Annotated in this window: 28 protein-coding genes; 13 read left to right on the top strand and 15 right to left on the bottom strand. The window is 62.6% G+C overall.

Going from position 1 to position 26,016, the window contains the following annotated elements; genetic code table 11:
- Positions 1-31 precede the first annotated feature (31 nt).
- The 3 genes from purF (at position 32) to NDI72_RS01620 (ending at position 3,127) form a co-directional block, all read left to right on the top strand.
- Positions 32-1,507, top strand: coding sequence for an amidophosphoribosyltransferase (gene purF, locus NDI72_RS01630; protein WP_206546631.1), 1,476 nt, complete (start codon positions 32-34; stop codon positions 1,505-1,507).
- Positions 1,504-2,253, top strand: a complete 750-nt coding sequence (locus tag NDI72_RS01625) for an SDR family NAD(P)-dependent oxidoreductase (RefSeq protein WP_283799361.1) — start codon at positions 1,504-1,506, stop codon at positions 2,251-2,253. Before purF ends, NDI72_RS01625 begins: the two co-directional genes overlap by 4 nt.
- 208 nt (positions 2,254-2,461) lie before the next feature.
- The gene (locus NDI72_RS01620; protein ID WP_206547372.1) at positions 2,462-3,127 is read left to right on the top strand and encodes a 1-acyl-sn-glycerol-3-phosphate acyltransferase; all 666 of its coding nucleotides are present in this window, start codon (positions 2,462-2,464) and stop codon (positions 3,125-3,127) included.
- A 172-nt stretch (positions 3,128-3,299) separates the two neighbouring features.
- Here the strand turns inward: NDI72_RS01620 and NDI72_RS01615 are convergent, their stop codons facing one another.
- From NDI72_RS01615 to NDI72_RS01595, 5 genes are all read right to left on the bottom strand, one after another.
- The gene (locus tag NDI72_RS01615) at positions 3,300-4,133 is read right to left on the bottom strand and encodes a CDP-alcohol phosphatidyltransferase family protein (protein ID WP_206546629.1); all 834 of its coding nucleotides are present in this window, start codon (positions 4,131-4,133) and stop codon (positions 3,300-3,302) included.
- Positions 4,133-4,831 carry a phosphatidylserine decarboxylase gene (locus NDI72_RS01610; protein ID WP_206547371.1) on the bottom strand — a complete coding sequence of 233 codons (699 nt, stop codon included), beginning with the start codon at positions 4,829-4,831 and terminating at the stop codon, positions 4,133-4,135. Before NDI72_RS01610 ends, NDI72_RS01615 begins: the two co-directional genes overlap by 1 nt.
- Before the next feature lie 325 nt (positions 4,832-5,156).
- Positions 5,157-7,034, bottom strand: a complete 1,878-nt coding sequence (locus NDI72_RS01605) for an ABCB family ABC transporter ATP-binding protein/permease (protein WP_113154693.1) — start codon at positions 7,032-7,034, stop codon at positions 5,157-5,159.
- The gene (locus NDI72_RS01600; RefSeq protein WP_113154692.1) at positions 7,024-7,383 is read right to left on the bottom strand and encodes an ArsR/SmtB family transcription factor; all 360 of its coding nucleotides are present in this window, start codon (positions 7,381-7,383) and stop codon (positions 7,024-7,026) included. Before NDI72_RS01600 ends, NDI72_RS01605 begins: the two co-directional genes overlap by 11 nt.
- A gap of 79 nt (positions 7,384-7,462) precedes the next feature.
- Complete coding sequence (locus NDI72_RS01595) at positions 7,463-9,022, bottom strand: LysM peptidoglycan-binding domain-containing protein (protein WP_283799360.1); 1,560 nt, start codon at positions 9,020-9,022, stop codon at positions 7,463-7,465.
- Positions 9,023-9,132: 110 nt separating this feature from the next.
- Here NDI72_RS01595 and NDI72_RS01590 point away from each other — a divergent pair, with 110 nt between their 5' ends.
- On the top strand, positions 9,133-9,744 hold the full coding sequence (locus NDI72_RS01590; protein WP_206554731.1) for an LOG family protein: 612 nt from the start codon (positions 9,133-9,135) through the stop codon (positions 9,742-9,744).
- A 354-nt stretch (positions 9,745-10,098) separates the two neighbouring features.
- Here NDI72_RS01590 and rarD read toward each other — a convergent pair whose 3' ends face one another.
- The 6 genes from rarD to cysS form a co-directional block, all read right to left on the bottom strand.
- Positions 10,099-11,019 carry an EamA family transporter RarD gene (gene rarD, locus NDI72_RS01585; protein ID WP_113154690.1) on the bottom strand — a complete coding sequence of 307 codons (921 nt, stop codon included), beginning with the start codon at positions 11,017-11,019 and terminating at the stop codon, positions 10,099-10,101.
- Between the two features lie 105 nt (positions 11,020-11,124).
- On the bottom strand, positions 11,125-12,756 hold the full coding sequence (gene cimA, locus NDI72_RS01580; protein ID WP_283799359.1) for a citramalate synthase: 1,632 nt from the start codon (positions 12,754-12,756) through the stop codon (positions 11,125-11,127).
- Positions 12,753-13,706, bottom strand: coding sequence for a prolyl aminopeptidase (gene pip, locus NDI72_RS01575; RefSeq protein ID WP_113154688.1), 954 nt, complete (start codon positions 13,704-13,706; stop codon positions 12,753-12,755). Before pip ends, cimA begins: the two co-directional genes overlap by 4 nt.
- A complete protein-coding gene (locus tag NDI72_RS01570) occupies positions 13,699-14,211 on the bottom strand; it encodes a GFA family protein (protein WP_113154687.1) in 513 nt (170 codons plus the stop codon). The genes pip and NDI72_RS01570 overlap by 8 nt, the downstream gene beginning before the upstream one ends.
- 24 nt (positions 14,212-14,235) lie before the next feature.
- Positions 14,236-14,619 (bottom strand): VOC family protein, encoded by a 384-nt coding sequence (locus NDI72_RS01565; protein WP_206546624.1) that lies wholly within the window; start codon positions 14,617-14,619, stop codon positions 14,236-14,238.
- Positions 14,616-16,091, bottom strand: a complete 1,476-nt coding sequence (gene cysS / locus NDI72_RS01560; RefSeq protein WP_283799358.1) for a cysteine--tRNA ligase — start codon at positions 16,089-16,091, stop codon at positions 14,616-14,618. The genes NDI72_RS01565 and cysS overlap by 4 nt, the downstream gene beginning before the upstream one ends.
- A 447-nt stretch (positions 16,092-16,538) precedes the next feature.
- Between cysS and NDI72_RS01555 the strand changes: the two genes are divergently transcribed.
- Together NDI72_RS01555 and NDI72_RS01550 are read left to right on the top strand one after the other, a co-directional pair.
- Positions 16,539-16,697, top strand: coding sequence for a transcriptional regulator (locus NDI72_RS01555; RefSeq protein ID WP_162742263.1), 159 nt, complete (start codon positions 16,539-16,541; stop codon positions 16,695-16,697).
- A 206-nt stretch (positions 16,698-16,903) separates the two neighbouring features.
- Positions 16,904-18,187, top strand: coding sequence for an NAD(P)/FAD-dependent oxidoreductase (locus NDI72_RS01550; protein ID WP_283799357.1), 1,284 nt, complete (start codon positions 16,904-16,906; stop codon positions 18,185-18,187).
- Between the two features lie 103 nt (positions 18,188-18,290).
- Here the strand turns inward: NDI72_RS01550 and NDI72_RS01545 are convergent, their stop codons facing one another.
- Both NDI72_RS01545 and NDI72_RS01540 read right to left on the bottom strand, forming a co-directional pair.
- Positions 18,291-19,046, bottom strand: coding sequence for an SOS response-associated peptidase (locus NDI72_RS01545; RefSeq protein ID WP_206547363.1), 756 nt, complete (start codon positions 19,044-19,046; stop codon positions 18,291-18,293).
- Positions 19,047-19,064: 18 nt separating this feature from the next.
- Positions 19,065-19,634 (bottom strand): DUF2799 domain-containing protein, encoded by a 570-nt coding sequence (locus NDI72_RS01540; RefSeq protein WP_224873357.1) that lies wholly within the window; start codon positions 19,632-19,634, stop codon positions 19,065-19,067.
- 77 nt (positions 19,635-19,711) lie between these two features.
- Here NDI72_RS01540 and NDI72_RS01535 point away from each other — a divergent pair, with 77 nt between their 5' ends.
- The 7 genes from NDI72_RS01535 to NDI72_RS01505 all read left to right on the top strand — a co-directional run bounded on the left by NDI72_RS01535 (position 19,712) and on the right by NDI72_RS01505 (position 24,574).
- Positions 19,712-20,122: an NUDIX hydrolase gene (locus tag NDI72_RS01535; RefSeq protein WP_222473865.1), complete on the top strand. Its 411-nt coding sequence runs from the start codon at positions 19,712-19,714 to the stop codon at positions 20,120-20,122.
- 110 nt (positions 20,123-20,232) lie between these two features.
- The gene (locus tag NDI72_RS01530; protein WP_113154680.1) at positions 20,233-20,604 is read left to right on the top strand and encodes a TIGR02301 family protein; all 372 of its coding nucleotides are present in this window, start codon (positions 20,233-20,235) and stop codon (positions 20,602-20,604) included.
- Between the two features lie 9 nt (positions 20,605-20,613).
- Positions 20,614-21,405, top strand: coding sequence for a hypothetical protein (locus NDI72_RS01525; RefSeq protein WP_283799356.1), 792 nt, complete (start codon positions 20,614-20,616; stop codon positions 21,403-21,405).
- Between the two features lie 83 nt (positions 21,406-21,488).
- Positions 21,489-21,902, top strand: coding sequence for a hypothetical protein (locus NDI72_RS01520; RefSeq protein ID WP_283799355.1), 414 nt, complete (start codon positions 21,489-21,491; stop codon positions 21,900-21,902).
- A gap of 107 nt (positions 21,903-22,009) precedes the next feature.
- Positions 22,010-22,867: a CAF17-like 4Fe-4S cluster assembly/insertion protein YgfZ gene (ygfZ, locus tag NDI72_RS01515; RefSeq protein WP_283799354.1), complete on the top strand. Its 858-nt coding sequence runs from the start codon at positions 22,010-22,012 to the stop codon at positions 22,865-22,867.
- Positions 22,867-23,481, top strand: a complete 615-nt coding sequence (locus NDI72_RS01510) for a YfbR-like 5'-deoxynucleotidase (protein WP_113154676.1) — start codon at positions 22,867-22,869, stop codon at positions 23,479-23,481. The genes ygfZ and NDI72_RS01510 overlap by 1 nt, the downstream gene beginning before the upstream one ends.
- Before the next feature lie 199 nt (positions 23,482-23,680).
- Entirely contained in the window at positions 23,681-24,574 is an 894-nt protein-coding gene (locus tag NDI72_RS01505) for a mechanosensitive ion channel family protein (protein WP_283799353.1), read from the top strand.
- 66 nt (positions 24,575-24,640) lie between these two features.
- Here the strand turns inward: NDI72_RS01505 and NDI72_RS01500 are convergent, their stop codons facing one another.
- Positions 24,641-25,429 carry an anti-sigma factor family protein gene (locus NDI72_RS01500; protein WP_283799352.1) on the bottom strand — a complete coding sequence of 263 codons (789 nt, stop codon included), beginning with the start codon at positions 25,427-25,429 and terminating at the stop codon, positions 24,641-24,643.
- Positions 25,426-25,941, bottom strand: a complete 516-nt coding sequence (locus NDI72_RS01495; RefSeq protein WP_206546615.1) for a sigma-70 family RNA polymerase sigma factor — start codon at positions 25,939-25,941, stop codon at positions 25,426-25,428. The genes NDI72_RS01500 and NDI72_RS01495 overlap by 4 nt, the downstream gene beginning before the upstream one ends.
- Positions 25,942-26,016 lie beyond the last annotated feature (75 nt).

Below are 26,016 nucleotides of genomic sequence, written 5' to 3'. Positions count from 1 at the left end.
CGTCTGTGTCACAATGAAAGGGCGGCCAGAAATGGCATTGGAAGACAATTTGCCTCTCGCAGGCGAAGCGGACGACCATTTTCACGACGAATGCGGCGTGTTCGGCATTTTCGGTCGCAGTGATGCGGCCGCGATCGTCACGCTTGGCCTGCATGCCTTGCAGCATCGCGGTCAGGAAGCGGCGGGTATCGTCTCCTTCGACGGCACCCAGTTCCACGTCGAACGCCATATCGGCCTGATCGGCGACACGTTCACGAAACAGTCCGTGCTCGACCGGCTGCATGGCAGCCGCGCCATCGGGCACACCCGTTACGCGACGACCGGCGGTTCGGGCCTGCGCAACGTGCAGCCCTTCTTCGCCGAGCTCTCCGATGGCGGCCTTGCCGTTGCCCACAACGGCAACATCACCAACGCCATGACCGTGCAGCGCAAGCTGCAGAAGGAAGGCTCGATCTTCTCGTCCACATCGGACACGGAGACCGTTCTTCACCTCGTCGCCACCAGCAAGGAGCAGGACATCAATGCCCGCTTCATCGATGCGGTGCAGCAGATCGAGGGCGCCTTCTCCATCGTCGCGCTGACCTCCAAGAAGATGATCGGCTGCCGCGATCCGCTGGGCATCCGCCCGCTGGTTCTGGGCGATCTCGACGGGGCCTACATTCTGGCCTCGGAGACCTGTGCGCTCGACATCATCGGCGCGCGCTTCGTGCGCGACGTGAAGCCCGGCGAAATGATCGTCGTGACCGAGAAGGGCGTGGAAAGCCACTTCCCCTTCGAGGTCAAGGAAAAACCCCGCTTCTGCATCTTCGAATATGTCTACTTTGCGCGGCCCGACTCGCTTGTCGAGGGACGCAATGTCTATGAGGTGCGCAAGGAAATCGGTGCGGAGCTTGCCCGCGAGATGCCGGTGGATGCCGACATCGTTGTTCCGGTTCCCGATTCGGGAACGCCGGCGGCCATTGGCTACGCACAGGCGGCCAATCTGCCGTTCGAGCTGGGCATCATCCGCAACCACTATGTGGGCCGCACCTTCATCCAGCCGACCGATTCCATCCGCCATATGGGTGTGAAGCTGAAGCACAACGCGAACCGCCTCTGCATCGAAGGCAAGCGCGTGGTGCTGGTGGATGACTCCATCGTGCGCGGCACCACCAGCCAGAAGATCGTGCAGATGGTGCGCGACGCCGGCGCAGCCGAAGTGCATATGCGCATCGCCTCCCCGCCCACGCGCTCGCCCTGCTTCTATGGCGTCGACACGCCGGAAGCCTCAAAACTCCTCGCCTCGCGCATGTCGGTCGAGGAAATGGCCGACTTCATCCGCGTCGACTCGCTCGCCTTCCTGACCATTGACGGGCTTTACCGCGCCGTCGGCGAGGCAGCGCGCAACGCCGAGCAGCCGCAATATTGCGACGCCTGCTTCACCAAGGACTATCCGACGCGGTTGACCGATCACGACAGCACGGACAATGTGCGCACGCTTTCTCTCCTCGCAGCAGGCGGTCAATGACATACAAGAAACCTGATTTAAGCGGCCGGCTTGCGCTGGTCACCGGCGCTTCGCGCGGCATCGGCTATTTTCTCGCCAAGGAAATGGCGGCCTGTGGCGCCCATGTGATTGCCGTGGCCCGCACCGTGGGTGGCCTCGAAGAACTCGATGACGAAATCAAGGCGCAGGGCGGCGAAGCCACGCTCGTGCCTCTGGACCTGACGGACATGGCCGGCATCGACCGCATTGGCGGCGCGATCCACGAACGCTGGGGCAAGCTCGACATCATGGTCGCCAATGCCGGCATTCTGGGCGTCATCGCCCCGCTCGGCCATGTGGAAGCCAAGGTCTTCGAAAAGGTGATGAACATCAACGTCACCGCGACCTGGCGGCTTATCCGCTCCGTAGACCCGCTTCTGCGCGCCTCTGACGCGGGCCGTGCGATCATCATGTCTTCGGGTGCGGCACACTCAGCACGCGCGTTCTGGGGCCCCTATGCGGCTTCCAAGGCCGCCGTGGAGGCCATGGCGCGCTCCTGGGCGGATGAGACCAAGAACATGCCGCTGCGCATCAATGCGGTGAATCCGGGCGCAACCCGCACCGCCATGCGCGCACAGGCAATGCCGGGCGAAGATCCCGAAACCCTGCCCCATCCTTCCGAGGTAGCGGCAAAGATCCTGCCGCTCGCCAGCCCCGAGCTGACCGAGACCGGCCTGATCTTCGACGTAAAGAAAAACGCCTTTACGCGCTACCAGATGCCGGAATGAGACATGGGCCGGTTGCCCTGCAGCCGGCCTTCGCGATTGACCTGCCAGCCCCTTTCGTTACCTTTCAACGCGGCAGCGGACGAAGACGCCGCGCCACGAGGGGCTACGGCAGGTTCCGCCGACGACCGGCGATGCAACCAGAACGTAGATCATAGTGCTGGCGCGCTCTCGCCAATCGGCCTGAGCCCCGGCGATTGGGAGACGCGGCATGATTCTGATCATAGAGCTTGTACTGCTCATTGTTGCCCTGTGGGCGGCGATGGCAGCCATCGTTCAGTATCGACGCGGCGTCAGCTTCCACCAGGCGGCCCTGCACGCGCCGCTGAAGCTCCTTCTGCGCATCAGCGACCGCGGGGTCGATACGGCGCGCAAGGCGGATACTCCGGTGATCTATGTGGTGTGGCACCAGTCGAGCCTCGACCCGGCGGCCATGCTCGCTCTCCTGCCCGACGACACACTGCACATTCTGGATGAGTTTTCCGCAAAGTCTCCGTTTCTGGAGCCGTGGCGCGCGCTTGCCCGCACCATCGCCTTCAACGCACATCATGTGTTTGTGAGCCGCCGGCTGGTGCGCCGTCTGCGCGGCAATGGCCGCCTCGCCGTCTACATGCCCAACGACGTCAATCCCGACACCAAGACCTTCCGCCTGTTCCGCGCCGTAGCCCGCATCGCGCTGAAGGCCGAGGCCCGGGTGGTTCCCGTCTATATGGAACGGCGCGGGTTTGTGCCTGCGCGCCACGTGCGCACGCTGGAACCGATGACAATCGAGGAACTGATTGCGCGTTCGTCGCGCGAGAACATGCGTGCTTCCGAAGCCCTGTTTGAACGGATGATCGAAGTGCGCGGTGCGCCGGCGGCGGCAGCCGACGAGTGAGGGCCGAAGCCCCGCGCAAAACGCTCCAAAGGGACGTGAAATGCTCTGGGGCGGTTCAGCGCTTCACGGAACGCCTTCCCAACCGATCCCCCACCTTTCCGCACTTGGAGCGTTTCCGCTTTTCCTGGAATTGCTCTGAGCGGATGTCTGGCGAGCGCAAGGCCCTCCGGCCTTACGTCTCCTTGTCTTCTGCCTTGGCAGCGGCTTCCGCAGCCTTCTGCTCTTCCCGTTCGGCACGACGCGAATAGGCGCGCATGCTGAAGATGAGGAAGATCAGGTAGCAGCCGGCGGAAACCGTCAGCGTGAGCCAGGTATAGCTCGTCAGAAGCAGCACATAGAGCGCAAGTCCCAGAATCAGCGGCAGCACATATTCACGCGGGACGCGGCTGCCGGAGCTTTTTCCGGAATAGACCGGCAGGCGGCTGACGAGCAGGAAGCCGATCAGCACCGTGTAGGCAGAGGCTGCAAGCGCCATGGTCATGTCCGGCGCGATGCCGAGAAAGCCCAGATAAACGGGTAACAGAACCAGTGCCGCCCCGGCCGGAGCCGGCACACCGACGAAATAGTCCGTGTGCCATGCAGGACGGTTCGGATCATCCAGCATCACGTTGAAGCGGGCAAGACGCAGGCAGCACGCGATGGCGAAGAGCAGCGCCGCAATCCAGCCCAGCGCGCCCGCCTGATCCAGCACATAGGCATAAAGCACCAGCGGCGGCGCAACACCGAAATTGACGATGTCGGCCAGCGAATCCATCTGCGCGCCGAAATTGGACGACGCCTTGAGCATGCGCGCAACACGCCCGTCCACGGCGTCCAGAAACGCGGCGATGAGGACCATCACAACGGCGATCTCGACCCGCCCCTCAAAGGCGAGCCGGATGCCCGAAAGCCCTGCGCAGATGGCCAGAACGGTAATCACGTTCGGCACCAGCATGCGCAGGGGAATTTCACTCAGCTTCGGCCCGCCCCCGCCGTGCGGCTCAAATGGTGGAAAGGGCCCGGCCATCAGGAAACCCGCACGATGGGCTGTTTCAATTCGCTGTCGAACGCTGCGAGAACGGTCTCGCCGCCAACGGAGGTCTGGCCGATGGCGACACGCGGAACGGCTCCTGCCGGCAGATAGACATCAACGCGCGACCCGAAGCGGATCAGGCCGAAGCGCTCACCAACGGCGATCTCGCCCGGCGCTTCCGCCCAGCACACGATGCGCCGCGCCACGAGACCGGCAATCTGCACCACCGGGATCGGGCCATGCGGGCTTTCGATCACGAGGCCATTGCGCTCGTTCTCGGCGCTGGCCTTGTCGAGCTCGGCATTGAGGAAGCGGCCCGGCCTGTGCTCGATCAGCGAGATGCGGCCGCGCACCGGCGCGCGGTTGATGTGGCAGGAAAAGACATTCATGAAGACGGAGATGCGGGTCATCTCTCCTTCGCCCATGCCGAGTTCGGCGGGCGGAACGGCGGGGCCGACAAAGGAAATGACGCCATCGGCGGGCGCGATGACCAGATCGTCATCAACCGGGGTGACGCGCTCGGGGTCACGATAGAAATACACGCACCAGGCGGTCAGGATCAGGCCGATCCAGAACAGCGGTTCCCAGATAAAGCCGAGAATGATGGTGGCGCCGGCAAAGGCCGCGATAAAGGGATACCCCTCCCGGTGTATCGGCACGAAGGTTTTGCGGATCGTGTCAACAAGGCTCATGAAAGGCCACTTTCAAATCGAATGAAGTAGCGGCCTTCGTAACGGAATCCGGGTTGTCCCGCAACGCGTTAGAGCATCGGACCGAAAAGTGGAAACCGGTTTTCGGTTAATCCGATGCTCCATCAATAATTTAGATCGTCCTTTGTGCGTCCGAACGGACGCACGGCGATCTGACCTAATCAGCGGTTGGTTTCCAACACCTGCATGTGCAATGCGAGGGCAATGAAGGCAAATGTCGGAACCAGTATATCCGCCGACAAGTTCTTGTTTCGGATGATTTTCCGGGTCCGACATCCAGTCGAACCCGAAACAATCCACCGGTCCGTCAGTAGGCAGGCTCGCGGCGCACGACCACGCCCATCTCGTCCGTTTCGCGCGCCTTGCGCAGAGCCTCTTCGGCTTCCGTGGCCTCGCGCTGACGGTTCCACATCTCCGCATAGAGACCGCCCGCATCAAGCAGTGCGAGATGGCGGCCGCGTTCGGCGATTTCGCCGCCCTTGAGCACGATGATCTCGTCGGCATTGATGACGGTGGACAGGCGGTGCGCGATGACCAGCGTGGTGCGCCCACGGCTGACCGTGTCGAGCGCGGCCTGGATTTCCTGCTCCGTATGCGTGTCGAGCGCAGAGGTCGCCTCATCGAGCAGCAGGATGGGCGGGGCCTTGAGGATGGTGCGCGCAATCGCGACGCGCTGCTTCTCGCCGCCCGAGAGCTTCAGCCCGCGCTCACCGACCATCGTGTCATAGCCTTCCGGCAGGCTTTCGATGAAAGCCCCGATCTGCGCCATCTCGGCGGCCTTGCGCACCTCTTCATCCGTGGCGTCTGGCCGGCCATAGCGGATGTTGTAGGCGATCGTGTCGTTGAACAGGACCGTGTCCTGCGGAACCATGCCGATGGCCGCTCGCAGGCTCTTCTGCGTCACATCCTTGACGTTCTGACCATCAATGGTGATCTCGCCGCTCTGCGCATCGTAGAAGCGGAAGAGAAGGCGCGAGATGGTGGATTTGCCGGCGCCCGAAGGCCCGACAACGGCAACGGTGTTGCCAGCCGGGATCTCGAAATCGACGCCCTTGAGGATCGGACGCTCGGGATCGTAGGAAAAGCGCACATCGTGGAAACGGACCGTGCCCTGATCGACCTCAAGCGGCTTTGCATCCGGCTTGTCGGTCACTTCCGCGCTGACATCCAGCAGGTCGAACATCTGCTCGATGTCGGTCAGGCCCTGACGGATTTCGCGATAGACGAAGCCGATGAAGTTGAGCGGGATGGAGAGCTGCATCAGCATGGCGTTGATGAAGACGAAATCGCCCACGGTCTGCGTACCCTGCATCACCTCATAGGCAGAAAGCCCCATGGCCGCCGTCATGCCGAGCCCCAGAATGACGCCCTGCCCGAAGTTCAGCCAGCCAAGCGAGGTCCAGGTGCGGGTCGCCGCATCCTCATAACGCTCCATGGAACGGTCGAAGCGGCGCGCCTCCATGGCCTCGTTGTTGAAATATTTGACGGTCTCGAAGTTGAGCAGCGAGTCGATTGCCTTGGTGTTGGCTTCCGTGTCGGAATCGTTCATCTGCCGGCGAATGCCGATCCGCCAGTCGCTCGCCTTCACCGTGAACCAGGTGTAAAGCCAGACGGTGACAGCGACGATGGCCACGTAGATCCAGCCATAGGCGAAGGCGAAGATGCCCGCCGCCAGCAGGAATTCCAAGAGCGTCGGGATCGTGTTCAGGATCGTGAAGCGGACAATCGTGTCGATGCCCTTGGTGCCGCGCTCGATGATGCGCGACAGGCCGCCCGTGCGGCGCTCCAGATGAAAGCGCAGCGAGAGATTGTGCATGTGCACGAAGGTGCGGTGGGCAAGCTGCCGGACAGCATGCTGCCCGACACGTGCAAACAGCGCATCGCGCAGCTGGTTGAAGCCAAGCTGGACAACCCGCACCACGTTATAGGCAACGACCAGCATGATCGGCCCGGCCAGCATGGCCGGCAGGAAAGCCGGCGCCGTGCCCTCGCCCGACAGCGTGTTGGTCGCCCATTTGTAGAAATAGGGCACGAAAACCAGGATGATCTTCGCCAGCACCAGGAAGAAGGCCGCGATCACCACGCGCCGTTTCAGATCCGCCCGGTCGCTCGGCCACATATAGGGCCAGAGATTGCGCAATGTCTCGAGGGTGGAGCCTTCCGCGGATACGGTCTTATTGCTCATTCGCTTCGGCCTCCAGCCGTAACTTCTTGTTTTCTTTCGCGTCGACGCAGGTTTGCGTCAACAGCGACAAAGCTTCGGAAAGGCTGGCAAGCGCTTCGGTATCGACCTCATAGCGGGAGCTCTGACGCTCCGGCCGCACCTGCACCAGCCCCGCCTCCACCAGCACCTTCAGATGCTGGGAAACCGTGGACTGGGCGAGATCCAGATGCTGCACCACTTCCTTGCAGCAGCAGGCGTCAAACCCCGACAGGTGTTTGAGGATCTTGATCCGCGCAGGGTGAGACAGGGCATTGAAGCCCTGCACCAGCTTCTGGTGCGGGCAACATTCATCCGACAGGGCGCGTGCCATGGCAAACCTTTCATCGTTAATCGGCGATATACGATGAAAGCCTGCCATTCTTCAAGGGCTACGCGGATTTTCCTTTTGGCTAACCCGGATTTTCCGGCGTGACCATGCGCTCTTCGATGGCCTTCATGTCGGCCGGCTCGCCTTCCTGCGTGGTCTCGGGCACGGCGAAAACCTGCCCCGGCCAGATGCGGTCGGGATCCTCGATCTGGTCCTGATTTGCCAGATAAAGCGTCGTGTAGCGGATGCCCTGCCCGTAAACGCGCCGCGAAATGTGCCAGAGCGTGTCGCCACGGCGAATGATCACGGAGCCATCCACAGGCGCGAGCTTGGGAGCGGTGGCTCCGTTTTCCGACGCGCTGTCGCCGGCTAATGCGACGGCCTGCTGGCCCTGGGGCGTGCTTTCGCCCGCCCCGTCTGCCGCCTGACCATTGCCCTCGGGCAGACGCGCATCCTTGCCATTGCTTGCATCATTCAGCGTCGGGGCCTGCCCCTCCGGCTTCGCCACCGCCGCGATCTGCTCGCCTTCGGAGCGTGTGAAAGGCACGGCTGCGCGCCCGATCACGGTGCGACCGTCATCCGACAGCATGTCGGCCCGGACGATATAGTCCCCGACCGGCAGTTCGCGCGTCGCCTCGATCAGGAAGCGCCCGTTGGGCGTGGCGACCGTCTCGCCGAGCAGGATCTGGTTTGCGTAGACGCGCAGCGTGCTTCCCGCCCGCGCCGCACCGGCGACGAACACCTCGCCACCGTCGATTTCAACCGCCTCGATGAAGAGGGACGTCGCGCTCTGCGCTTTCGGCGTCTGGGCCGGAGCCTCACCTGTTGCGGCCGGCTGCGCATTCTGGGCGCTGGCTGTCTCGACCGGCTCTTCGCCCGTCGCCTGAGTTTCAGCTGCGGGCTGCGTCGTATCCTGTCGTGCCGGTGCATTTGCTACCGGCGCACCGGCATCAGCAGCGGCAAGCTGCTTGCCCTCCCCCTGCCCGGACGCTGCTGCGGGAGCGGACGCCTGTGCAGTCTCCGCCTGCGGGGCCTTTGCTTCCGGCACGGTGATGAGGCGGCTTGGCGCGCCCGGCTTGTCCACCAGGGCAAGCACCTGGCCGGTCTCGTCGTCGGGAACGGTCACGATGGCCGTTTCCAGCGAGGTCGCGACCACATTGTCCCCGGTCGTCGCGCGCAGCACGATCTGATAGTCGCCCGGCTCCAGCGGCTCGTCGAGAACCGCAGCGAAATCCCCTGAAGCGCCTGTTGTGGCAATGGCGAGAACGGAAGACCCGTTGATGATCTCGACCTGCGCATCGGGCGCAGCCCGCCCGGCAATCACCATGGAGCCATTCGGCTCGACACGGACGATGTCGAAGGACGGCGGCAAGACCTCTTCCGCCGGGCTCAGCGCGTCCGAAGCCTTCGCATCGTCTGCGCTCGCAGCTTCCTCAAGACGCGCTTCCTTGGTGTCGGCTGCGGCCTTCGCGTCATCAGGTTTTGCAGACGGTGTGGCTGGCGCAGCAGCATCGGGAGCCCCTGAAACGGCAGCCGGCGACGGCTCCGGCTTATCAAATGCGCCCAGAACATATGCTGCTCCGAGACCCGCAATGACGGCGCCGGAGACGAAGAGAAGCCCCTTGGAAGGTGTAAAGCCCATAATGCACGTTTTTCCGTTTATGACAGGCTGTAACGCTTTTTCACTCCGCCTACAAGAAAAAGCCCTTGCCCTCTTGACCACAACAGTAACCCAGACAAGCAATGGTTTCCATGAACACAATCGAGTCGGTATGCGTTTATTGCGGATCGAGCAATGGGCGCGATGAAAGTCATTTCCAGGCCGGCCTTACGCTGGGACGGGGGCTGGCGGATGCCGGCCTGCGGCTGGTTTACGGCGCAGGCACCAAGGGCATCATGGGCGCTGTCGCCCGTGGAACCATGGATGCCGGCGGCAAGGTCACCGGGATCATCCCCAAATTCCTGATCCGCCGCGAAGCCAACGAAGTTGAGCTGACGGAACTGGACGAGCTGATCGTCACCGAGGACATGCACCAGCGCAAGCACGGCATGTTCGAGCGCGCAGACGCCTTCGTGGCCCTGCCCGGCGGCATCGGCACGCTGGAGGAGATCGTCGAAATCATGACCTGGGCGCAGCTCGCCCGGCATGAAAAGCCGATGGTCTTCGCCAATATCGGTGGTTTCTGGAACCCGCTTCTCACACTGATCGAACACATGAAACAGGAAGGTTTCGTGCATTCGGATCATCGCGTGCGCCCCATTGTGGTGGACAGGGCCGAGGACATCGTCCCCGCGATCCTGAAAGCTGCGGCAACGCGCACAGCGGGCGACGAAGGCGACACGGCAACCATCGACAGGCTCTGACTGTCCACAATCATCAACGCTGTTCGTCCGGACTGTCACTGGCCCGAACTGTCACTGGAAGTTCAACGGATTGCAGTGCGTCTGTCACACAAGCCTGCTTCCATGAGGCTGCGCGGTGCATCGCTGATGCAGGCATCCATCGCCGGAGCGTCGTCCCGCAAAGCGCTCTCCGGCTCGTCCTGTCCCGCGCAAACGTCCCCAGGTCGACCCAACGCCCAAACGGCGGCCTGGTTTCCTGATGGAGCATCGGGGCAACCGAAAACCGGTACCCACTTTTCGGTCCGATGCTCTGGCCGAAGATGCCCGCCGCACCCCTTCCGGCATCATCGGATTTTTTGCCGCCCTCAGGGGCGGCTATTTTTTTGCCTGCCGCGCCTCGCGCAGCATCGACCAGCTGTAGAGTGCGAGGGCTGCCCAGATGAGGGCGAAGGCAATCGCCTTCACACCGCCGAAGGGCTCCTTGAACACGAACACCGCGATCAGGAAAATCATGGTCGGCGCCGTGTACTGCATGATGCCGATGGTGGAATAGCGCAGAAGCTTCGCGCCGGAGGCAAACAGGATGAGCGGGATGGCCGTCACCGGGCCGCAGCCGATGAGAAGCAGCATGTCTGTGGGGCTTGCCGGGCCGAAATGCGCTTCGCCGGAAAAGGCGAGCCACCCGAGATAGCCGATTGCCGGCAGGGTGAGGATCAGAACTTCCAGAAAAAAGCCCTGACTGGGTCCGATCGGCAGCGTTTTGCGCAGGATCCCATAGGCAGCGAAGCTCAGGGCCAGGCTGAGCGAAACCCATGGCAGCCCGCCCGCATCGGTGGTGAGAACCACCACGGCCACCGCCGCCAGACACACCGCCGCGATCTGAAGGCGGTTCAGCCGCTCGCCGAGAAAGATGGCCGCCATGGCGATGCTGACCAGCGGATTGATGTAATAGCCAAGCGCCGTTTCGACCGCGCGGTCGGTGGCGATGGCCCAGACATAAATGCCCCAGTTGCACGAGATGATCGCCGCCGTGAGCGCTGCCATCATGAGGGTGCGCGGCGAGCGAAGCGCCTCTCGCACATCGCTGGTGCGTCCCAGAACAAGCAGGATCACCGCCGCCACCGGCAGCGACCACAGAACACGGTGCGCAACCACTTCCGTTGCCGGGATATGCGCGACCAGCTTCATGTAGAGCGGTAGAAAGCCCCACATGGCATAGGCCGACATCGCGAAAACAAATCCGCGCAGCGCATCATTGCGGCTCTCATCGAGCGGCTTACCGGCAATCTCAGACATCAGTGTTCCACGAAACAACGGCCGAAGCCCTGGACGGGCATCCTGTCACAGCAGGCACGCCCGTCGCTATTTCATTTTATTGGTCCAGCTTTGCGTCAGGAGAAATCAGGCAGCGTCGACAGCCGCCTCTCCATCGCTGTCCCGGTTCTTGACCAGCTTGTAGATGATGGAGTCCATCAGCGCCTGAAACGAAGCGTCGATGATGTTGTCGGACACGCCGACGGTCCACCAGCGGGCGCCGCTGCCATCGAAGGATTCGATCAGAACGCGCGTGATTGCTTCCGTGCCGCCGTTTAGAATACGCACCTTGTAATCGGCCAGCGCCAGGTCGGAAATCTCGCTCTGATATTTTCCGAGATCCTTGCGCAGCGCGATATCGAGCGCGTTGACCGGGCCATGCCCTTCGGCAACTGACATCAGCGTCTCGCCATCCACGGTCACCCGCACCACGGCTTCCGACACGGTTTTCAGGTCGCCATTGGCGTCAAACCGGCGCTCCACCATGCAGCGGAAACCATCGACCTTGAAGAACTCCGGCACCCGGCCGAGCGTGCGCCGCGCCAGAAGCTCGAAACTCGCATCTGCGCCCTCATAGGCATAGCCCTGCGCCTCACGGTCCTTGACCAGCGAGATCAGCGTATCGAGGCGCGGATCGGCCTTGTCGACCGCAATACCCCGACGCTTCAGCTCGGCGATGAAGTTTGATTTTCCGCCCTGATCGGAGACCATCACGCGGCGCGTGTTGCCGACGCTTTCCGGCGGCACATGCTCATAGGTTTCCGGCTCTTTCAGCACGGCGGAGGCATGAATGCCGGCCTTGGTGGTGAAGGCCGATGCGCCGACATAGGGCGCCTGTTGCTCAGGCGCGCGGTTCAAAAGCTCGTCGAAACCATGCGCCAGCCGCGAAAGATCGGCGAGCTTTTCGGCCGGAATGCCGGTGGTGAACCGGTCGGCATAGGCAGGCTTGAGCGCAAGCGTCGGCAGAATGGTCACCAGATTGGCGTTGCCGCAGCGCTCGCCAATGCCGTTCAGCGTGCCCTGCACCTGCCTGACGCCGGCCTCGACTGCGGCGAGCGAATTCGCCACCGCCTGGCCCGTATCGTCATGCGCATGGATGCCCAGATGGTCGCCGGGAATGCCGGCCGCGATCACCGCCTGCACGATCTTCCGGATCTCAGCCGGCTGCGTGCCGCCATTGGTGTCGCACAGCACCACCCAGCGACAGCCCGCATCGTAAGCGGCTTTGGCGCAGGCAAGCGCATAATCCGGATTGGCCTTGTAGCCATCGAAGAAGTGTTCGCAGTCGAGCAGCGTTTCCTTGCCTTTGGCGACGGAGGCCTCGACCGATGCGGTGATCGATTCGAGGTTCTCCTCATTGGTGCAGCCCAGCGCCACGCGCACATGGTAATCCCAGCTCTTGGCGACGAAGCAGATCGCATCGCTCTGCGACTGCAAAAGCGCTGCAAGGCCCGGATCGTTGGACGCCGAGACGCCGGCGCGCTTCGTCATGCCGAAGGCGACGAATGCGGCATCCGAGGTGCGTTTCTTGGAAAAGAAGGCCGTGTCGGTCGGGTTTGCGCCCGGATAGCCGCCCTCCACATAATCGAAGCCGAAATCGTCGAGCAGCTTGGCCACGGCGATCTTGTCTTCGACCGAGAAATCCACGCCCGGCGTCTGCTGACCATCGCGCAGCGTGGTGTCGAAAAGGTAGATGCGTTCTTTGTCTGCCATGGTCATTTGCCTGCGAATTGGTCGGTTGCCCGGATCAGACGGTCGAGAATGCCCGGTTCGGAGAAGGCGTGCCCCGCGCCCTCGATCAGGTGGAACTCGGCATCGGGCCACGCCTTGTGGAGCTGCCAGGCATAGTGCGCCGGGCACGGCATGTCGTAACGCCCGTGAACGATGACGCCCGGAATACCGGCAAGCTTGTGCGCGTCGCGCAGCAGCTGGCCTTCCTCGAACCAGCCGCCATGAACGAAGAAATGGTTTTCAATCCGCGCAAAGGCGATGGCGAAATCATCATCGCCATGCTGCTCCGTCAGCGAGGGATCGGGCAGAAGGGTGATGGTCTCCCCTTCCCACAGGCTCCAGGCCTTCGCCGCTTCAAGCTGGACAGCACGATCCTCCGAGACGAGGCGCTTGCGGTAGGCGGCCATCAGGTCGCCGCGCTCGGCCTGCGGGATCGGCGCAAGGAAGCGCTCCCACTTCTCGGGGAACATCTGCGACACGCCGAACTGGTAGTACCATTCGAGCTCGGCGCGGGTCAGCGTGTAAACGCCGCGCACGATGAGTTCCGACACCCGTTCGGGATGTGTCTCGGCATAGGCGAGCGCCAGCGTCGAGCCCCACGAACCGCCAAACACCTGCCATTTCTCCACGCCCATCATGGCGCGCAGCCGCTCGATGTCGGAGACGAGATGCCAGGTGGTGTTGGCCTCGAGTTCCGCATGCGGCAGGGAGCGGCCACACCCGCGCTGATCAAAAAGCATCACGTCGTATTTTTCGGGATCGAAGGCCCGGCGATGCGTCGGCCCGCAGCCGCCCCCCGGTCCGCCATGCAGGAAGACCGCCGGCTTCGCGCCCCGCGTCCCCACACGCTCCCAGTAAATCGTATGGCCATCGCCCACATCCAGCATACCGCTGTCGAAGGGCTCTATCTCGGGATAAAGCGTGCGCAATTCAGTCATTTTCTTTGTCTTTCCGCCCGTTTGCGGGCAACGGCCATTCTTCCGTGTCGTGGTCGGGATGCTGATGGGAAACGAGCCCCCGCAGAAGCTCTGCGGCCTCCTCGTCATCGTCCGATGTGTATGCCGGCAGCGCCGATATGCCGTCCGTGTATGGCAGCTTGTTCTCCACGCCCCACTGCACGACCGGAGCGATATCCCCGGGCTGGTCGAAGGCGGCGATGGTGATCGCGACACCGTGCGGCGCTTCATAGGTAAGCGGGGTGCCGCAATCAGCGCAGAAGCCGCGCCGGACATGGGAGGAAGACTGGAAGCGCTTCGGTTCACCGCGCGTCCAGCTCAGTTTTGCCCCGGTGACGGAGACCAGTGGGAGCATGATGTTTCCGCTGGCCTTCTGGCACATGCGGCAGTGGCACACCGATGCTTCGCCCAGCGCGCCCTCGACATGGAAACGAACCGCACCGCACTGGCAACCGCCGGAATAGACGGGCTTGTTGTCGAGGCTCATTTCCGCTCCCTCCCCTTTACCGGCCTATTCAGGCCTGTGACAGACGGCTTCCACATTGTTGCCGTCGGGATCGAACACGAAGGCCCCGTAATAATCGGGGTGGTAATGCGGTCTGGGGCCCGGAGCGCCATTGTCACGACCGCCGGCCTCCAGCGCCGCCCTGTAAAACGCATCCACCTCGTCGCGCGTATTGGCGGTGAAGGCGATGTGTTTTGGCTCGCTCGCCGGCGCGCCTTCGCTCAGCCAGTAGACCGGCCGGTCGCGGCCATATCCGCCCACTTTCACGCCATCAGTGTGTTCCGGCGGCACCATCATGAGCAGCGATGCGCCGAGCGGCGCCATTGCCTTGTCGTAAAACGCTTTCGCGCGGTCGAAATCCGCCGTGCGTATGCCGATATGATCGATCACCGTTTCACCTCCCACTTCGTGCGACGCTCGCCGCTCTCAGGATCCTTGTAGTCCATCAGCTGCACCCCCTGCGCCGTAAGTTCATCGCGGATGCGGTCGGCTTCGGCGAAGTTCTTTTCGCGCAACTGCTTGAGCCGCTCCTCGACGGCGGTCTCCACAGCGCCCGTATCGATGGACGCGTCTGACACCTTTGCGGCGAACCATTCGCTTTCCGTCTGCCCCAGCAGCCCGAGAAGGCCGGCGCTCGCCTTGAGCGCCTGCCGCGCCTCATCATTGCCTTTGGCCGCTTCGCTGCGCAATTCGTGCAGCGCCGCGATGGCGCCTGTCGTGCCAAGATCATCGCTGAGCGCGGCCACCATGTCGGCGCATCCAGCACCGCCCGCCGCAACATCGCCAACGGCGCGGTACCAGCCATCGAGCACCGCTTCGGCCTCTTCCAGCTTGCGTACAGAAAAGTCGATCGGCTCGCGATAATGGGTCATCAGCATGGCAAGCCGCAGCACCTCGCCCGGCCATGAGCGACCGCCGAACACTTCCGTCTCCAGAAGCTGGTTGATGGTGACGAAATTGCCTTCCGACTTGGACATCTTGCGCCCCTCCACCTGGAGGAAGCCATTGTGCATCCAGTAGCGCGCCATGACATCGCGGCCATGGGCGCAGCAAGATTGCGCAATCTCGTTTTCATGGTGCGGGAAAATCAGATCGAGGCCGCCGCCATGAATGTCGAACTCCTCGCCCAGATAGGCCGCTGACATGGCCGAGCACTCGATATGCCAGCCCGGTCGGCCACGGATCGTCACCGCCTCGCCATCGATGGTGAACTGCGCGTCCCATCCCGGCTCATCCGCAGAGGACTGCTTCCAGAGCACAAAGTCAGCCGGGTTCTTCTTGTGCGCCTCGACGGCGATGCGCGCGCCGGCCTGCTGGTCTTCCAGCTTGCGCTTGGAAAGCCCGCCATAGGCCGGCATGGAGGCCGTGTCGAAAAGGATTTCCCCATTCGCTTCATAGGCATGGCCGCGATCCATGAGAGTTTGAATCAGGCTCGCCATGTCGGTCAGCCCGTCGGCGCGGGGCAGAACGAACTCGGTTGCCCGAGGCTCGATTGTCGGCCTCAGGCAGCCAAGGGCCGCCACATCGGCGTGATACTGGTCGGCCGTTTTCTGCGTGACTTCGCGGATCGCCTCATTGAGCGGCAGATCGGGATAGTCGCGCCGGGCGCGTGCGTTGATCTTGTCATCCACGTCGGTGATGTTGCGCACATAGGTGACGTGATCCTCGCCATAGAGATGGCGCAGGAGCCGGAACAGGATGTCGAAGACAATGGCCGGACGCGCATTGCCGATATGCGCATAGTCATAGACCGTCGGCCCGCACACATACATGCGCACCCTGTCCGCATCGATGGGGACGAAGTCCTCTTTGGCCCGCGTCAGCGTGTTGTAGACCCTGAGGCCCTTGAAACCGTTCGTCATCCTCGCCTTCCGTTTTCAACCCATCGTCGCGCCGGTGCGGTTCTGCACTGCGGGCACGGCTCACTCCGGCCGTCTGGCCTGGGCGTTTTTCTCGTCGGGAAAGGAGGGCGAAAACGTCCGGACCAGCGGTTTGGCGCTAGCCGATAATGCAAATGCCGATAATGGCGCACAGCGTTTTCATAGGCGTTCTTATCGCCGCCGGCAGCAAATGCGTCAAGACTAAAAGCTGAAAGCCAAAAGGCTGGGGATGAGAAGCAAAGCCGACTTTGCGGCCCTAAAGAGGTATTGCAAGCACAGGGCCATTGTGAAGGAATTGTTAAGGCTGATGCGGCAATTTTAAAGATGCTTCTTCCGGCTGGGCGGTCTGTCAAGATTTTGTCGGATTCGGTCCCCATCTGCTCGGAAGGGACGACAACGCGGAATCAAGGAAGAGTTATGCCCCGCGATATGAACAAGCCAGCAGAGTATACCGCCGAACAGGACAAGCTTCTGCTTAGCCAGTATCATGCGGTTGGTCCGGCAGCGATCAATGCCGCTCTGCAGTGCAAGTCTGAAAAGCCTGCACCGGCACCCCGTCAGCACCCCTACGACACGCAGACCGACTGAGGTTTTGTTCCGGCGACAGCCGGAGCGTGTGGCAAGGGGCAGCGCAATCTCCGAACACCGTGAGAACGGTGGTGAGGATGGTGTGTAGCGCGTTTTGACCACTTCAATGCGACGTTCGCATGAAGTGATGCGGATTTTTCGCTTGGATCGCCAGCGATCGGCATGTGAAGTGTCGCGGCAATCCAAGCGTTGAATGAGCCCGCATCATGAGGAACGACCCGCTTTCCCACGGCCTGTGGGAGAAGACCGCGCCCCCCGCCCCGCAAACCGAGACGCTGTCTGGCGACGCCAGGGCGCAGGTCGCCATTGTCGGCGGCGGTTACACCGGGCTGTCCGCAGCGCTGTTTCTGGCGGAAGCCGGCACGGACGTGGTGCTTCTGGAAGCCGAGGAAATCGGCTTCGGCGGCTCGGGACGCAATGTCGGCCTCGTCAATGCAGGCATGTGGGTGATGCCCGACGATCTGCCCGGCATTCTCGGCGAAACCTATGGCGAGCGCCTGCTCGACCTTCTGGGCGATGCGCCGCGCGTGGTGTTCGACCTGGCGACGCAGCACGGCATGGACTGCGAGGCGATGCCTGTCGGCACGCTTCATTGCGCTGTCGGCGAAAGCGGCCTCGCGCAGCTGGGCGAACGCGCCCGGCAGTGGCAGGCCCGCGGTGCGCCGGTCAGACTGCTTGATCGCGAAGAAACGCGTGCGAAGGTTGGCAGCCAGACTTTTTCCGGCGCGCTTCTCGATGAACGCGCCGGCACCATCCAGCCGCTCGCCTATGCGCGCGGGCTTGCCCATGCGGCCCAAAATGCCGGCGCACGCCTTCACACCGGTTCCCGCGTCACGAAGGCGGAGCGCAGCGGCAGCGACTGGCGGCTGGAGACTTCGACTGGCGCACTGACGGCGCGCCATGTCATCGTCGCCACCAATGCCTATACGAACTCGCCCTGGCCGCAGATCCGGCAGGAGATCGTTCACCTCCCCTATTTCAACTTCGCCACCCCGCCGCTGCCGCAGGCCGTGCGCGACACGATCCTGCCCGGGCGTCAGGGCGCATGGGATACCAAGCAGATCCTGACCTCCTTCCGCTGGGACCGCGAGGGCCGGCTGGTCTTTGGCAGTGTCGGTGCCCTGAAAGGCGCCGGACAGGCCATTCACCGCGCCTGGGCCGAGCGCGCCATTGCGCGGCTTTTCCCCGAACTCAAAGGCACGCGGTTTGAAAACTGCTGGTATGGCCATATCGGGATGACCGCCGACCATTTGCCAAAATTCCACCGCCTCGGCGACAATGTGATCGGCTTTTCCGGTTACAACGGTCGCGGCATCGGCCCCGGAACCGTGTTTGGCAAGTCTCTGGCAGACCTCATTCTGGGCCGCATCTCCACCGACGAACTGCCCCTGCCCGTCAGCGATGTGACGACGCAATCCTTCCGTGGCGTGCGCGAGGGCGTTTATCGCTATGGCGCGGAGGCAGTGCACCTTCTGCGCACGGTGTTTTAGAGCGTCCTTTGTGCGTCCATTCGGATGCACAAAGGACGCTCTAACCTATTGAACCTGCGCATCGTGCTTTCCGAAAATCGATTCCGATTTCCGGGCCGATGCTCTAAAAAAGATCGAGCTGCCCGCCATCGTCACGGGGTTTGGGCGCGGAGCGCGCCTCTTCACGGCGCTCCACACGCTCCTGAAGGTCCGGACCGACATTGGCCACCTTGTTGACCCGGTCTGAAACGGGCACAGCCTCGAAGAAATCCGGCTGGGCCGGCTTCAGGAGATCGGCCACGTGGCGCGGTTCCTGATTGAGGCAGTCGAGCCAGCGCTCGAAATCCTCGGGCTGAATCACCACCGGCATGCGGTGATGGATGCCGCGCAGGTCCTCATTCGCCTCGGTGGTCAGGATCGCGCCGGTGTCCATTTCGGTTCCGCCCGGTTCCGACCAGCTTTCCATGAGCCCGCCAAACGCAATCAGCCCGCCGTGCTTCGGCCTGATCCAGTAAGGCTCGGCCTTCTTGCTGCCGACGCGCCGCCATTCATAGAAGCCGTTGGCCGGGACCAGCGTACGGCGATGGCGCATGGCCGTGCGAAACGACGCCTTTTCAGCCGCCGTCTCGGAGCGCGCGTTGAACAGCAGCGAAAGATCGGCGGGGTTCTTCGCCCAGGACGGGATAAGCCCCCAGCGCACGAGCATGGTCTGCCGCGCCGGGAGATTGGAGCCCGGCGCGCGCGTCGGACCCGACATTGCCATGAGGATCGGCTGTGTGGGCGCAATGTTGTAGCGCGGCGGAAACGGCTCGAAATCCGTTACCGCCAGAAGCGACTGCACCGCGTCGGGCGTCGATGTCAGGGCAAAGCGACCACACATACCGGGATCACCGGCGACCTAGTACCGGCCGCCTTCCTCATAGAGATAGCGATCATAAAGACGCTGGGCATCGCGCAGGCGGCCCTCGGCGAGGAACAGCTCCGACTCTTTCAGCGAAATCCGGTTGCGCACCTTGCGGCGTTCCTCGCCCTTGGCCGCATCTTCCAGATCGTCATAGAGACGCTCAAGGTCACTCTTCAGCCGGTCGTAGTCAGACTGGGCGTCGTGTACGCGCTTGCCAACCCGATAGGCGTTTTCAAAACCGGGAGCGATGCGCGCCGGGCACGAATTGGCATAGCTGCGGCCTTCGCGCCCAACGCTCAAACCGTTTTCAGGCGTGCAGTAGCGGCGAATGCCGTCTTCCCAGCCCGAACGCCACGCGTTCTCATCGACCGGCAGATTGTACTTCACGCAGGCCTCGCGGTGCCGCTGGATGTAGGAGGTGCTGCGGCCGGCAGCGCCATCGCTGCGCCCCAGATCGCTCCAGTTTACCGTTTCGCACTGGGTCTCGTTTAGCGTTGCGCACGCCGAAAGTGACAGCATGGCCACCAGCCCGGCGACAAGTTTTCCGCTCCTCAATGCCTGCATGATTGCGTTCCCCCAACTTATCAGAACATAAATATAGCGCCGGACTTTTGGCGATGAACGGAGAGGATGCAAGGCTTTTGCCGACTAAACCAAAGGAAATACGCGCCGTATCGGCCGCAGTACAAAAGAATGGTTGCTTTCTTCTGGTGCGCCGGGGACGCGCCCCGGCGAAGGATTACTTCGCTTTTCCGGGAGGGCGCGTGGAGGCGGGCGAAACCGCCGAACAGGCGCTGGCCCGCGAGCTTCTGGAGGAAACCGGACTGACCGTGACGACCGCCAGCCCCTATCGCGAGATCGTGCTGAACGGGGACGACGCAAAGACCTATCGGCTCACCGTCTTCTGCGCCACGGTCATGACCGGTGAGCCGGTTGCCGGTGACGATGCAAGCGAAGCCGGCTGGTTTTCCGCCGATGCGTTCGCCGCCATGCCGCTGACCGACAGCACGCGCGAAATCATTGAAGAACTGCAACACCTGGCCGCCTCTTGAACATGGCCTGGAGAATGCTCTCAATCTTGCCACTTTCTTCAAGGCCATGTGCCATACTCTGGAAAAGCACGGGGTTTGACAGTCTGGGGCTCGCTGGGTGACAACACGGCATGCGTAGAGGATCGGTAAGAACAGGGCTTCTGGCCGTGATCGTGATGGCGACACCTGCCGCGCAGGCCAATGACGCCAGCTATGAGAAGCCGCTTTTGCAGCTCGCGGAGGTGATCGGCTCCGTCCATTATCTGCGCAACCTGTGCGGCGAGAAATCCGGAGCATGGCGCGAGAAGATGGAAGCGCTTCTCGAAACGGAAACGCCGACGCCGGATCGCCGCGAAAAGCTGATCGCCAGCTTCAATCATGGCTACCGCTCCTTCGCCGGCACCTATGAGAAGTGCACGGCGCAGGCTCTGGCCGCCATTGACCGGTATATGGAAGAAGGTTCGCGCCTGTCCGAAGAAATCGTGCAGCGCTACGGAAACTGAGACCTGATAATGATGCGGCATCTCCTGAACGTTCAGAGCCTTGCAACCCCGCTGTCGCTGGCCGGGCCCGGATGGCGACTTCTGGCCGGACCGGTAGCGCTGCTGCTGACCATGGGGGCCGCCACCCCGGCGCTGGCGCTGAGCGAACTGCATGAGGCACCGGCAGCGGAAGAAGAAGCAGACACCGACAGCGTGGAGCGTGTTCCGCTTCCCCCGCCCATCCGCATGCCTGCCGGAAACAGTGAAACGCCCGGCGATGCAGAGGGGGCGACGCCCCTGAAGGACACCCCCCTGCGCGACACGGTGCGTCCTGACACCGAGATCGGCAAGGATATCCCTCAGGTTCAGTACGATCTGGAGCAGCTGCCCGAACCCGTGCGCCGCATGCATGGCCTGATCGTTGAAGCGACCAAGAGCGGCGACCTCGAACAGCTGCGCCCGTTGATCGGCAACAGCGAAACCGGAACGCGCCTCTCGCTGGGCGTTCTGGAGGGCGACCCGCTTGAGCATCTTCTGGAGTTATCGGGCGACGAGGAAGGTCAGGAAATCCTCGCAATCCTGCTGGAGGTTCTGCAGGCGGGTTATGTGCATCTCGATCAGGGCACGCCGCAGGAAATGTATGTCTGGCCCTATTTCTTCGCCCTGCCGCTGGAAACGCTCGACAAGAAGCAACGTGTGGAACTCTTCACGCTCGTCACGGCCGGCGACTACGAAGACATGAAGAGCTTCGGCGCTTACATCTTCTATCGTGTGGGCATCACGCCTGAGGGGCGCTGGTCCTTCTTCGTCGCCGGAGACTGACTGCAAGCGAAGACCGCATTTCTTGCAATCGGGCACTGCGCCCCCATATCCAATTGAGTTTCAGGGAGGAACGCATGAACGGGATGGCGCAGCCTCGAGCCGGTGCTTTTGCAACTTCCAAAAGCTCGGGCCAACGAACGCGGCTCGTGCGCCGCGTGGTTCTCTTTCAGGTCAAGCTGATGGCCGATGGTCTTCGCGACGTGGTCATGAGCCCGCTCTCGCTGGCTGCGGGCCTGTTTGGCCTTCTGTCGCGCGATGGCAGTGCGGAAATCTATCTGGATCGCCTGATGCGCTTTGGCCGCGACACGGACCAATGGATCAATCTGTTCGATCACCGAAGTGCTCAAGGAACCGACAGAGGCCCCTCCCTCGACAGCATCGCCGATGAAATCGAAGATGCGATCCGCCGTGATTATCAGGATGGCGGGCTGAGCGCGAAAAGCGCGAGAACGCTCGCCGAAGCGGCGGCGCGGTTGCGTGAAAAGACCGGGCGCTAGGGTCAGGGCCCTGGGCACGGCCCCAGACAAAGAAGCCGGGTTGTCGCCAGCGCAAAAGCATCCTAGCTAGAGGGCAGGCCCTATCTAGAATCTTCCCCGGATCAGCCATGCCGACCTGCCATCTCGACAATCGCGCGCTCTTCACGCTTGAGGGCCCCGAGGCCGAACATTTTCTGCAAAACGTGATCACCACGGACCTCGCAAAGCTTTGCTCCGGTGAGTGTCGCCCCGGGGCGCTTTTGACGCCGCAGGGCAAGATCCTGTTCGATTTCCTGATCTCAAGGGCGGGCGACGAAGCATTCCGCATCGAATGCCGGGCCGATATTGCAGCAGATCTGGTCAAGCGCCTCACGCTCTACAAGCTGCGCGCCAAGGCTCAGATTTCCTCGCCTGAACAGAGTGTTATCTCTGTTTCATGGGAAAGTGATTCTGGTTCTTCATACAGTGATTCAACCGTAATCGACCGACGTTTCCCCGAGACCATCACGGTCTACCGACACTATGGAGATGCGCCCGCACAGGATGCCGGCGTCGAGGATCTGGACCGCCTGCGGATCGCCCATGCCGTTGCAGAAAGCGGCAGCGACTACGAACTCGGCGACGCTTTTCCCCATGATGTGCTTTTCGACCAGAATGGCGGCGTCGGCCTCAGGAAGGGCTGCTATGTCGGTCAGGAAGTCGTCTCGCGCATGCATCATCGCGGCACCGCGCGCCGCAGGCTTCTGATCGCTCAGGCCGATAAAGACCTGCCCGCCGCCGGAACCGAGCTCAGGGCAGGCGGCAAGCCGCTGGGCGCGCTTGGAACCGTGTCCGGAAATCAGGCGCTCGCCATCGCCCGGATCGACCGGGTGAAGGACGCGATGGACGCCGGCAACCCGATCACCGCAGGCGAAACCGAAGTGATCCTCGCCATTCCGGCTTGGGCGACGTTCACCTTTCCGGCCGGTGACGGAGATGCGGGCTGATGGCGGCCCCGACGGCAAAGACCGGAATGCGCGCCTGGCAGCGGATGCTTTCCGGCCGCCGCCTCGATCTGCTCGATCCCTCGCCGCTTGACGTCGAGATCATCGACATCGCACACGGGCTTGCGCGTGTCGCGCGCTGGAACGGGCAGACAAGGGGTGACCACGCCTATTCCGTCGCGCAGCATTCCCTTCTCGTGGAAGAGATCTTCAGCCAGCTTTCGGGCGACGCAACGCCGGACCATGCGCTCGCCGCGCTTCTGCACGATGCCCCGGAATATGTGATCGGCGACATGATCTCGCCCTTCAAGGCAACGCTGGGCGATGATTACAAATCCGTCGAGAAGCGGCTTCAGACAGCCATCCATCTGCGCTTCTCGCTTCCGCCCGACCTCTCGCAAAAGCTGAAAAAGGCCATCAAACGCGCCGACCAGATCGCCGCCTTCTACGAAGCGACGCAACTGGCGGGTTTTGAGGTTCCCGAAGCGGCGAAGTTTTTCGGCCGCCCGCGCGGCATGCCACCGGAAGGCATCGCAATCGCCCCCCAGCCGCCCAGACTGGCGCAGGAAGCCTTCCTCGCGCGCTTTGCGGAAATCGAGCTTGGCCGGCAGGGCTAAGCAGCCGGCTTTGTATTCTCCTCCCTGTCACGCCGGATTTACAGCCGGATGCAAGGCTTGTTAGACACGGGTGTTCGCCGGCTTTCGCAGTCGAGCACCTGTCGGCCGCTCACGGCGCGCCGCACACAAAGGGAGGGCAAGTTTCTTCCAGCCCTCGCACGCCGCAAACGACCACAATGGCACGGAGACGTCCCCCACAATGGAATTTAAAACTGAGACCATCACGACCGCTGCCCAGGCGGCCTGGGCGGAGGTCAGCGCATTCGCTGTTTCCTACGCCTTCTCGATTCTCGGCGCCATCATTCTCATCATTGCCGGCTTCATCGTCGCGGGCATGGTCGAAAAATGGGTGCGCCGCACGCTCGAGCATTTCCGCTCCTTCGACGCCACGCTCACCAGCTTCCTGTCCCAGGTCGCCCGCTATGCGGTTCTGGTTCTCGTCGGCGTCACGGTACTCGCCCAGTTTGGCGTGCAAACCGCCAGCATCATTGCAGCGCTGGGCGCCGCCAGCATCGCAATTGGCCTTGCACTTCAGGGCACGCTCCAGAATGTGGCGGCCGGCATCATGCTGCTGGTCCTGAAACCCTTCCGGGTCGGCGAGTTCGTGGAAGCCAGCGGCATTTCCGGCACCATCCAGGCCATTGGCCTCTTCGCCACGGAAATGAAGACCGTCGACGGCCTCTACATTCTCGCGCCCAACAGCTCGCTGTGGAACACCTCGGTCACCAATTATTCGCGCAACTCGCGCCGCCGCAACGACCTGGTGATCGGCATCGGCTATGGCGACGACATCGATCTGGCGCAGCAGACCATGATGGATCTGGCCGCTGCCGACGAGCGCATTCTGAAAGATCAGGAACCGGTGACCTACGTGTCCGAACTTGGCGACAGCGCCGTGGCCGTCACGCTGCGCTACTGGACCTCGACCGCCGACTGGTGGCAGACGCGCCTCGACATGACGAAGGCGGCCAAGCAGGCCTTCGACGAGAAGGGCATTTCCATTCCCTTCCCGCAGCGCGATGTGCATTACCTGCCGCTCGACAGCAAGAAGCCCGCCTCCGGCGGCGCCACAAAGGCTCTTGCAAAAGGCTGAACCAAACCGTTCCACCCGTTCACAGGATGGGTGGAACGCCTTTTCTTCAGGGCAACCAACCCGGCATCACCTGCCGGCGATCAGCTGGCGATAGGTGGCATTCGCCAGCTCCAGCAGCTGCGCTTGCGGGATCGCACCGGCCACGGTGTAGGAAAACCCGTTTTCATGCCAGTAGAAGGCGCGGCTACCCTCCTCCTCGAACAGGCGGAAGCCTGTTTTCTCATCCTGAAGGCAGTGCGCGACATAAAGAGAAATCCGCTCGCCTTCCGGGTCTTCATACATGAACTGCGCGGCCGTCTTGTCGCCCGAAGGCAGAAGCCGTCCGCCCATGAGGTCGAAACCCTCCGGTCGCAGATCAGGTGCAACAAGCTGCGTGCCCACGCGATTTGAAAGCCAGCCGACCAGATGGTTGCGATCACTCGCCCCAACCTCGACCACATGCAGTTTTTCCGACGCATAAACCTGATGCGCCGCGACCGCCTGCCCCACGACTTCAAGCGTGGCAAGCGTTTCTGCACCATTGAAGCCTGTGCGCCCTGCCCAATATCCGGCACTCGCCCCCACTGCCAGAAGCAGCGCGGCAGCCGCTGCAACCATGCTGCGGCGGCGCGCCGGGCTTTTGCGTCGACCGGCTCCCAGCCCCACATCAGATAATCGCTGCGGCGGCTCCTCACCGGCGAGCCCCGAGAGCGTCTCGCGCAGAAGCGCACGGTCGGAAGCATAGCGCGCGCTGAGCGCCCGCATGTCGGGTCGCGCCATGAGCCAGGCTTCATAGGCAGCCATGTCCTCGGCCGGCAACTCGCCATCGAGCGCAAGGTGGATGTCTCTCTCATCAAAGCTGCGTTGCGTCATCATTCCACCGCCTTGAGAATGCGCCGCCGCCGCGCAAGATCGAGCACGTCACGCAGATCCTGCCGCCCGCGCGCCACGCGCGACATAAGCGTTCCGGTCGGAATGTCCAGAACCTGTGCAGCCTCGGCGTAGCTCATGCCCTCCACGCCGACCAGCAGAATGGCGGCGCGCCGCTCGGGCGCCACGTCCTGAAGGGCGTCGAGCACGTCGCGCAGATCAAGAACGCCATTCTGTTCCGGCGCGCTCGACAGATCCGGCGCATCGAATGCCACCTGATCGGACACCTCGCCACGCCGTTTGCGCGCGCGGACGCCATCCACGAATAGATTGTGCATCAGCGTGAAGAGCCATCGGCGCGGCGACGTGCCGGTCTGCCAGTTGTCGAGCCGCAGAAAAGCGCGCTCCAGACAGTCCTGCACGAGATCGTCGGCGGCATCGGCATCATGCATGAGCGCGCGCGCATAGCGCCGGAGCCCCGGTATCTCGCCGACAATCGCCTTTCGTCTGCCGTCCATGCCCCCTGCCCGTCTTTCGGACGGGTCCTGATGCTTCTTTTACATCAACGCTTCTGTCCGCCGGTTTATTCCCAT

This window comes from Nitratireductor sp. GZWM139 (assembly GCF_030068685.1).
Classification (GTDB): domain Bacteria; phylum Pseudomonadota; class Alphaproteobacteria; order Rhizobiales; family Rhizobiaceae; genus Nitratireductor; species Nitratireductor aquimarinus.
The sequence above is the reverse complement of the archived record's forward strand: the minus strand, read 5'-3'. Positions and strand labels throughout refer to the sequence as shown.

Coding starts and splice junctions, on each gene's coding strand:
- NDI72_RS01510 (WP_113154676.1), top strand. CDS start 22,867: ATGGCGGCCCCGACGGCAAAGACCGGAATGCGCGCCTGGCAGCGGATG.
- NDI72_RS01555 (WP_162742263.1), top strand. CDS start 16,539: ATGAACAAGCCAGCAGAGTATACCGCCGAACAGGACAAGCTTCTGCTT.
- NDI72_RS01520 (WP_283799355.1), top strand. CDS start 21,489: ATGGCGCAGCCTCGAGCCGGTGCTTTTGCAACTTCCAAAAGCTCGGGC.
- NDI72_RS01595 (WP_283799360.1), bottom strand. CDS start 9,022: ATGGGCTTTACACCTTCCAAGGGGCTTCTCTTCGTCTCCGGCGCCGTC.
- NDI72_RS01525 (WP_283799356.1), top strand. CDS start 20,614: ATGATGCGGCATCTCCTGAACGTTCAGAGCCTTGCAACCCCGCTGTCG.
- NDI72_RS01615 (WP_206546629.1), bottom strand. CDS start 4,133: ATGGCCGGGCCCTTTCCACCATTTGAGCCGCACGGCGGGGGCGGGCCG.
- NDI72_RS01550 (WP_283799357.1), top strand. CDS start 16,904: ATGAGGAACGACCCGCTTTCCCACGGCCTGTGGGAGAAGACCGCGCCC.
- NDI72_RS01495 (WP_206546615.1), bottom strand. CDS start 25,941: ATGGACGGCAGACGAAAGGCGATTGTCGGCGAGATACCGGGGCTCCGG.
- NDI72_RS01505 (WP_283799353.1), top strand. CDS start 23,681: ATGGAATTTAAAACTGAGACCATCACGACCGCTGCCCAGGCGGCCTGG.
- ygfZ (WP_283799354.1), top strand. CDS start 22,010: ATGCCGACCTGCCATCTCGACAATCGCGCGCTCTTCACGCTTGAGGGC.
- rarD (WP_113154690.1), bottom strand. CDS start 11,019: ATGTCTGAGATTGCCGGTAAGCCGCTCGATGAGAGCCGCAATGATGCG.
- NDI72_RS01530 (WP_113154680.1), top strand. CDS start 20,233: ATGCGTAGAGGATCGGTAAGAACAGGGCTTCTGGCCGTGATCGTGATG.
- NDI72_RS01620 (WP_206547372.1), top strand. CDS start 2,462: ATGATTCTGATCATAGAGCTTGTACTGCTCATTGTTGCCCTGTGGGCG.
- purF (WP_206546631.1), top strand. CDS start 32: ATGGCATTGGAAGACAATTTGCCTCTCGCAGGCGAAGCGGACGACCAT.
- cimA (WP_283799359.1), bottom strand. CDS start 12,756: ATGACCATGGCAGACAAAGAACGCATCTACCTTTTCGACACCACGCTG.
- NDI72_RS01605 (WP_113154693.1), bottom strand. CDS start 7,034: ATGAGCAATAAGACCGTATCCGCGGAAGGCTCCACCCTCGAGACATTG.
- NDI72_RS01625 (WP_283799361.1), top strand. CDS start 1,504: ATGACATACAAGAAACCTGATTTAAGCGGCCGGCTTGCGCTGGTCACC.
- cysS (WP_283799358.1), bottom strand. CDS start 16,091: ATGACGAACGGTTTCAAGGGCCTCAGGGTCTACAACACGCTGACGCGG.
- NDI72_RS01600 (WP_113154692.1), bottom strand. CDS start 7,383: ATGGCACGCGCCCTGTCGGATGAATGTTGCCCGCACCAGAAGCTGGTG.
- pip (WP_113154688.1), bottom strand. CDS start 13,706: ATGACTGAATTGCGCACGCTTTATCCCGAGATAGAGCCCTTCGACAGC.
- NDI72_RS01545 (WP_206547363.1), bottom strand. CDS start 19,046: ATGTGTGGTCGCTTTGCCCTGACATCGACGCCCGACGCGGTGCAGTCG.
- NDI72_RS01570 (WP_113154687.1), bottom strand. CDS start 14,211: ATGAGCCTCGACAACAAGCCCGTCTATTCCGGCGGTTGCCAGTGCGGT.
- NDI72_RS01500 (WP_283799352.1), bottom strand. CDS start 25,429: ATGATGACGCAACGCAGCTTTGATGAGAGAGACATCCACCTTGCGCTC.
- NDI72_RS01590 (WP_206554731.1), top strand. CDS start 9,133: ATGAACACAATCGAGTCGGTATGCGTTTATTGCGGATCGAGCAATGGG.
- NDI72_RS01610 (WP_206547371.1), bottom strand. CDS start 4,831: ATGAGCCTTGTTGACACGATCCGCAAAACCTTCGTGCCGATACACCGG.
- NDI72_RS01540 (WP_224873357.1), bottom strand. CDS start 19,634: ATGCAGGCATTGAGGAGCGGAAAACTTGTCGCCGGGCTGGTGGCCATG.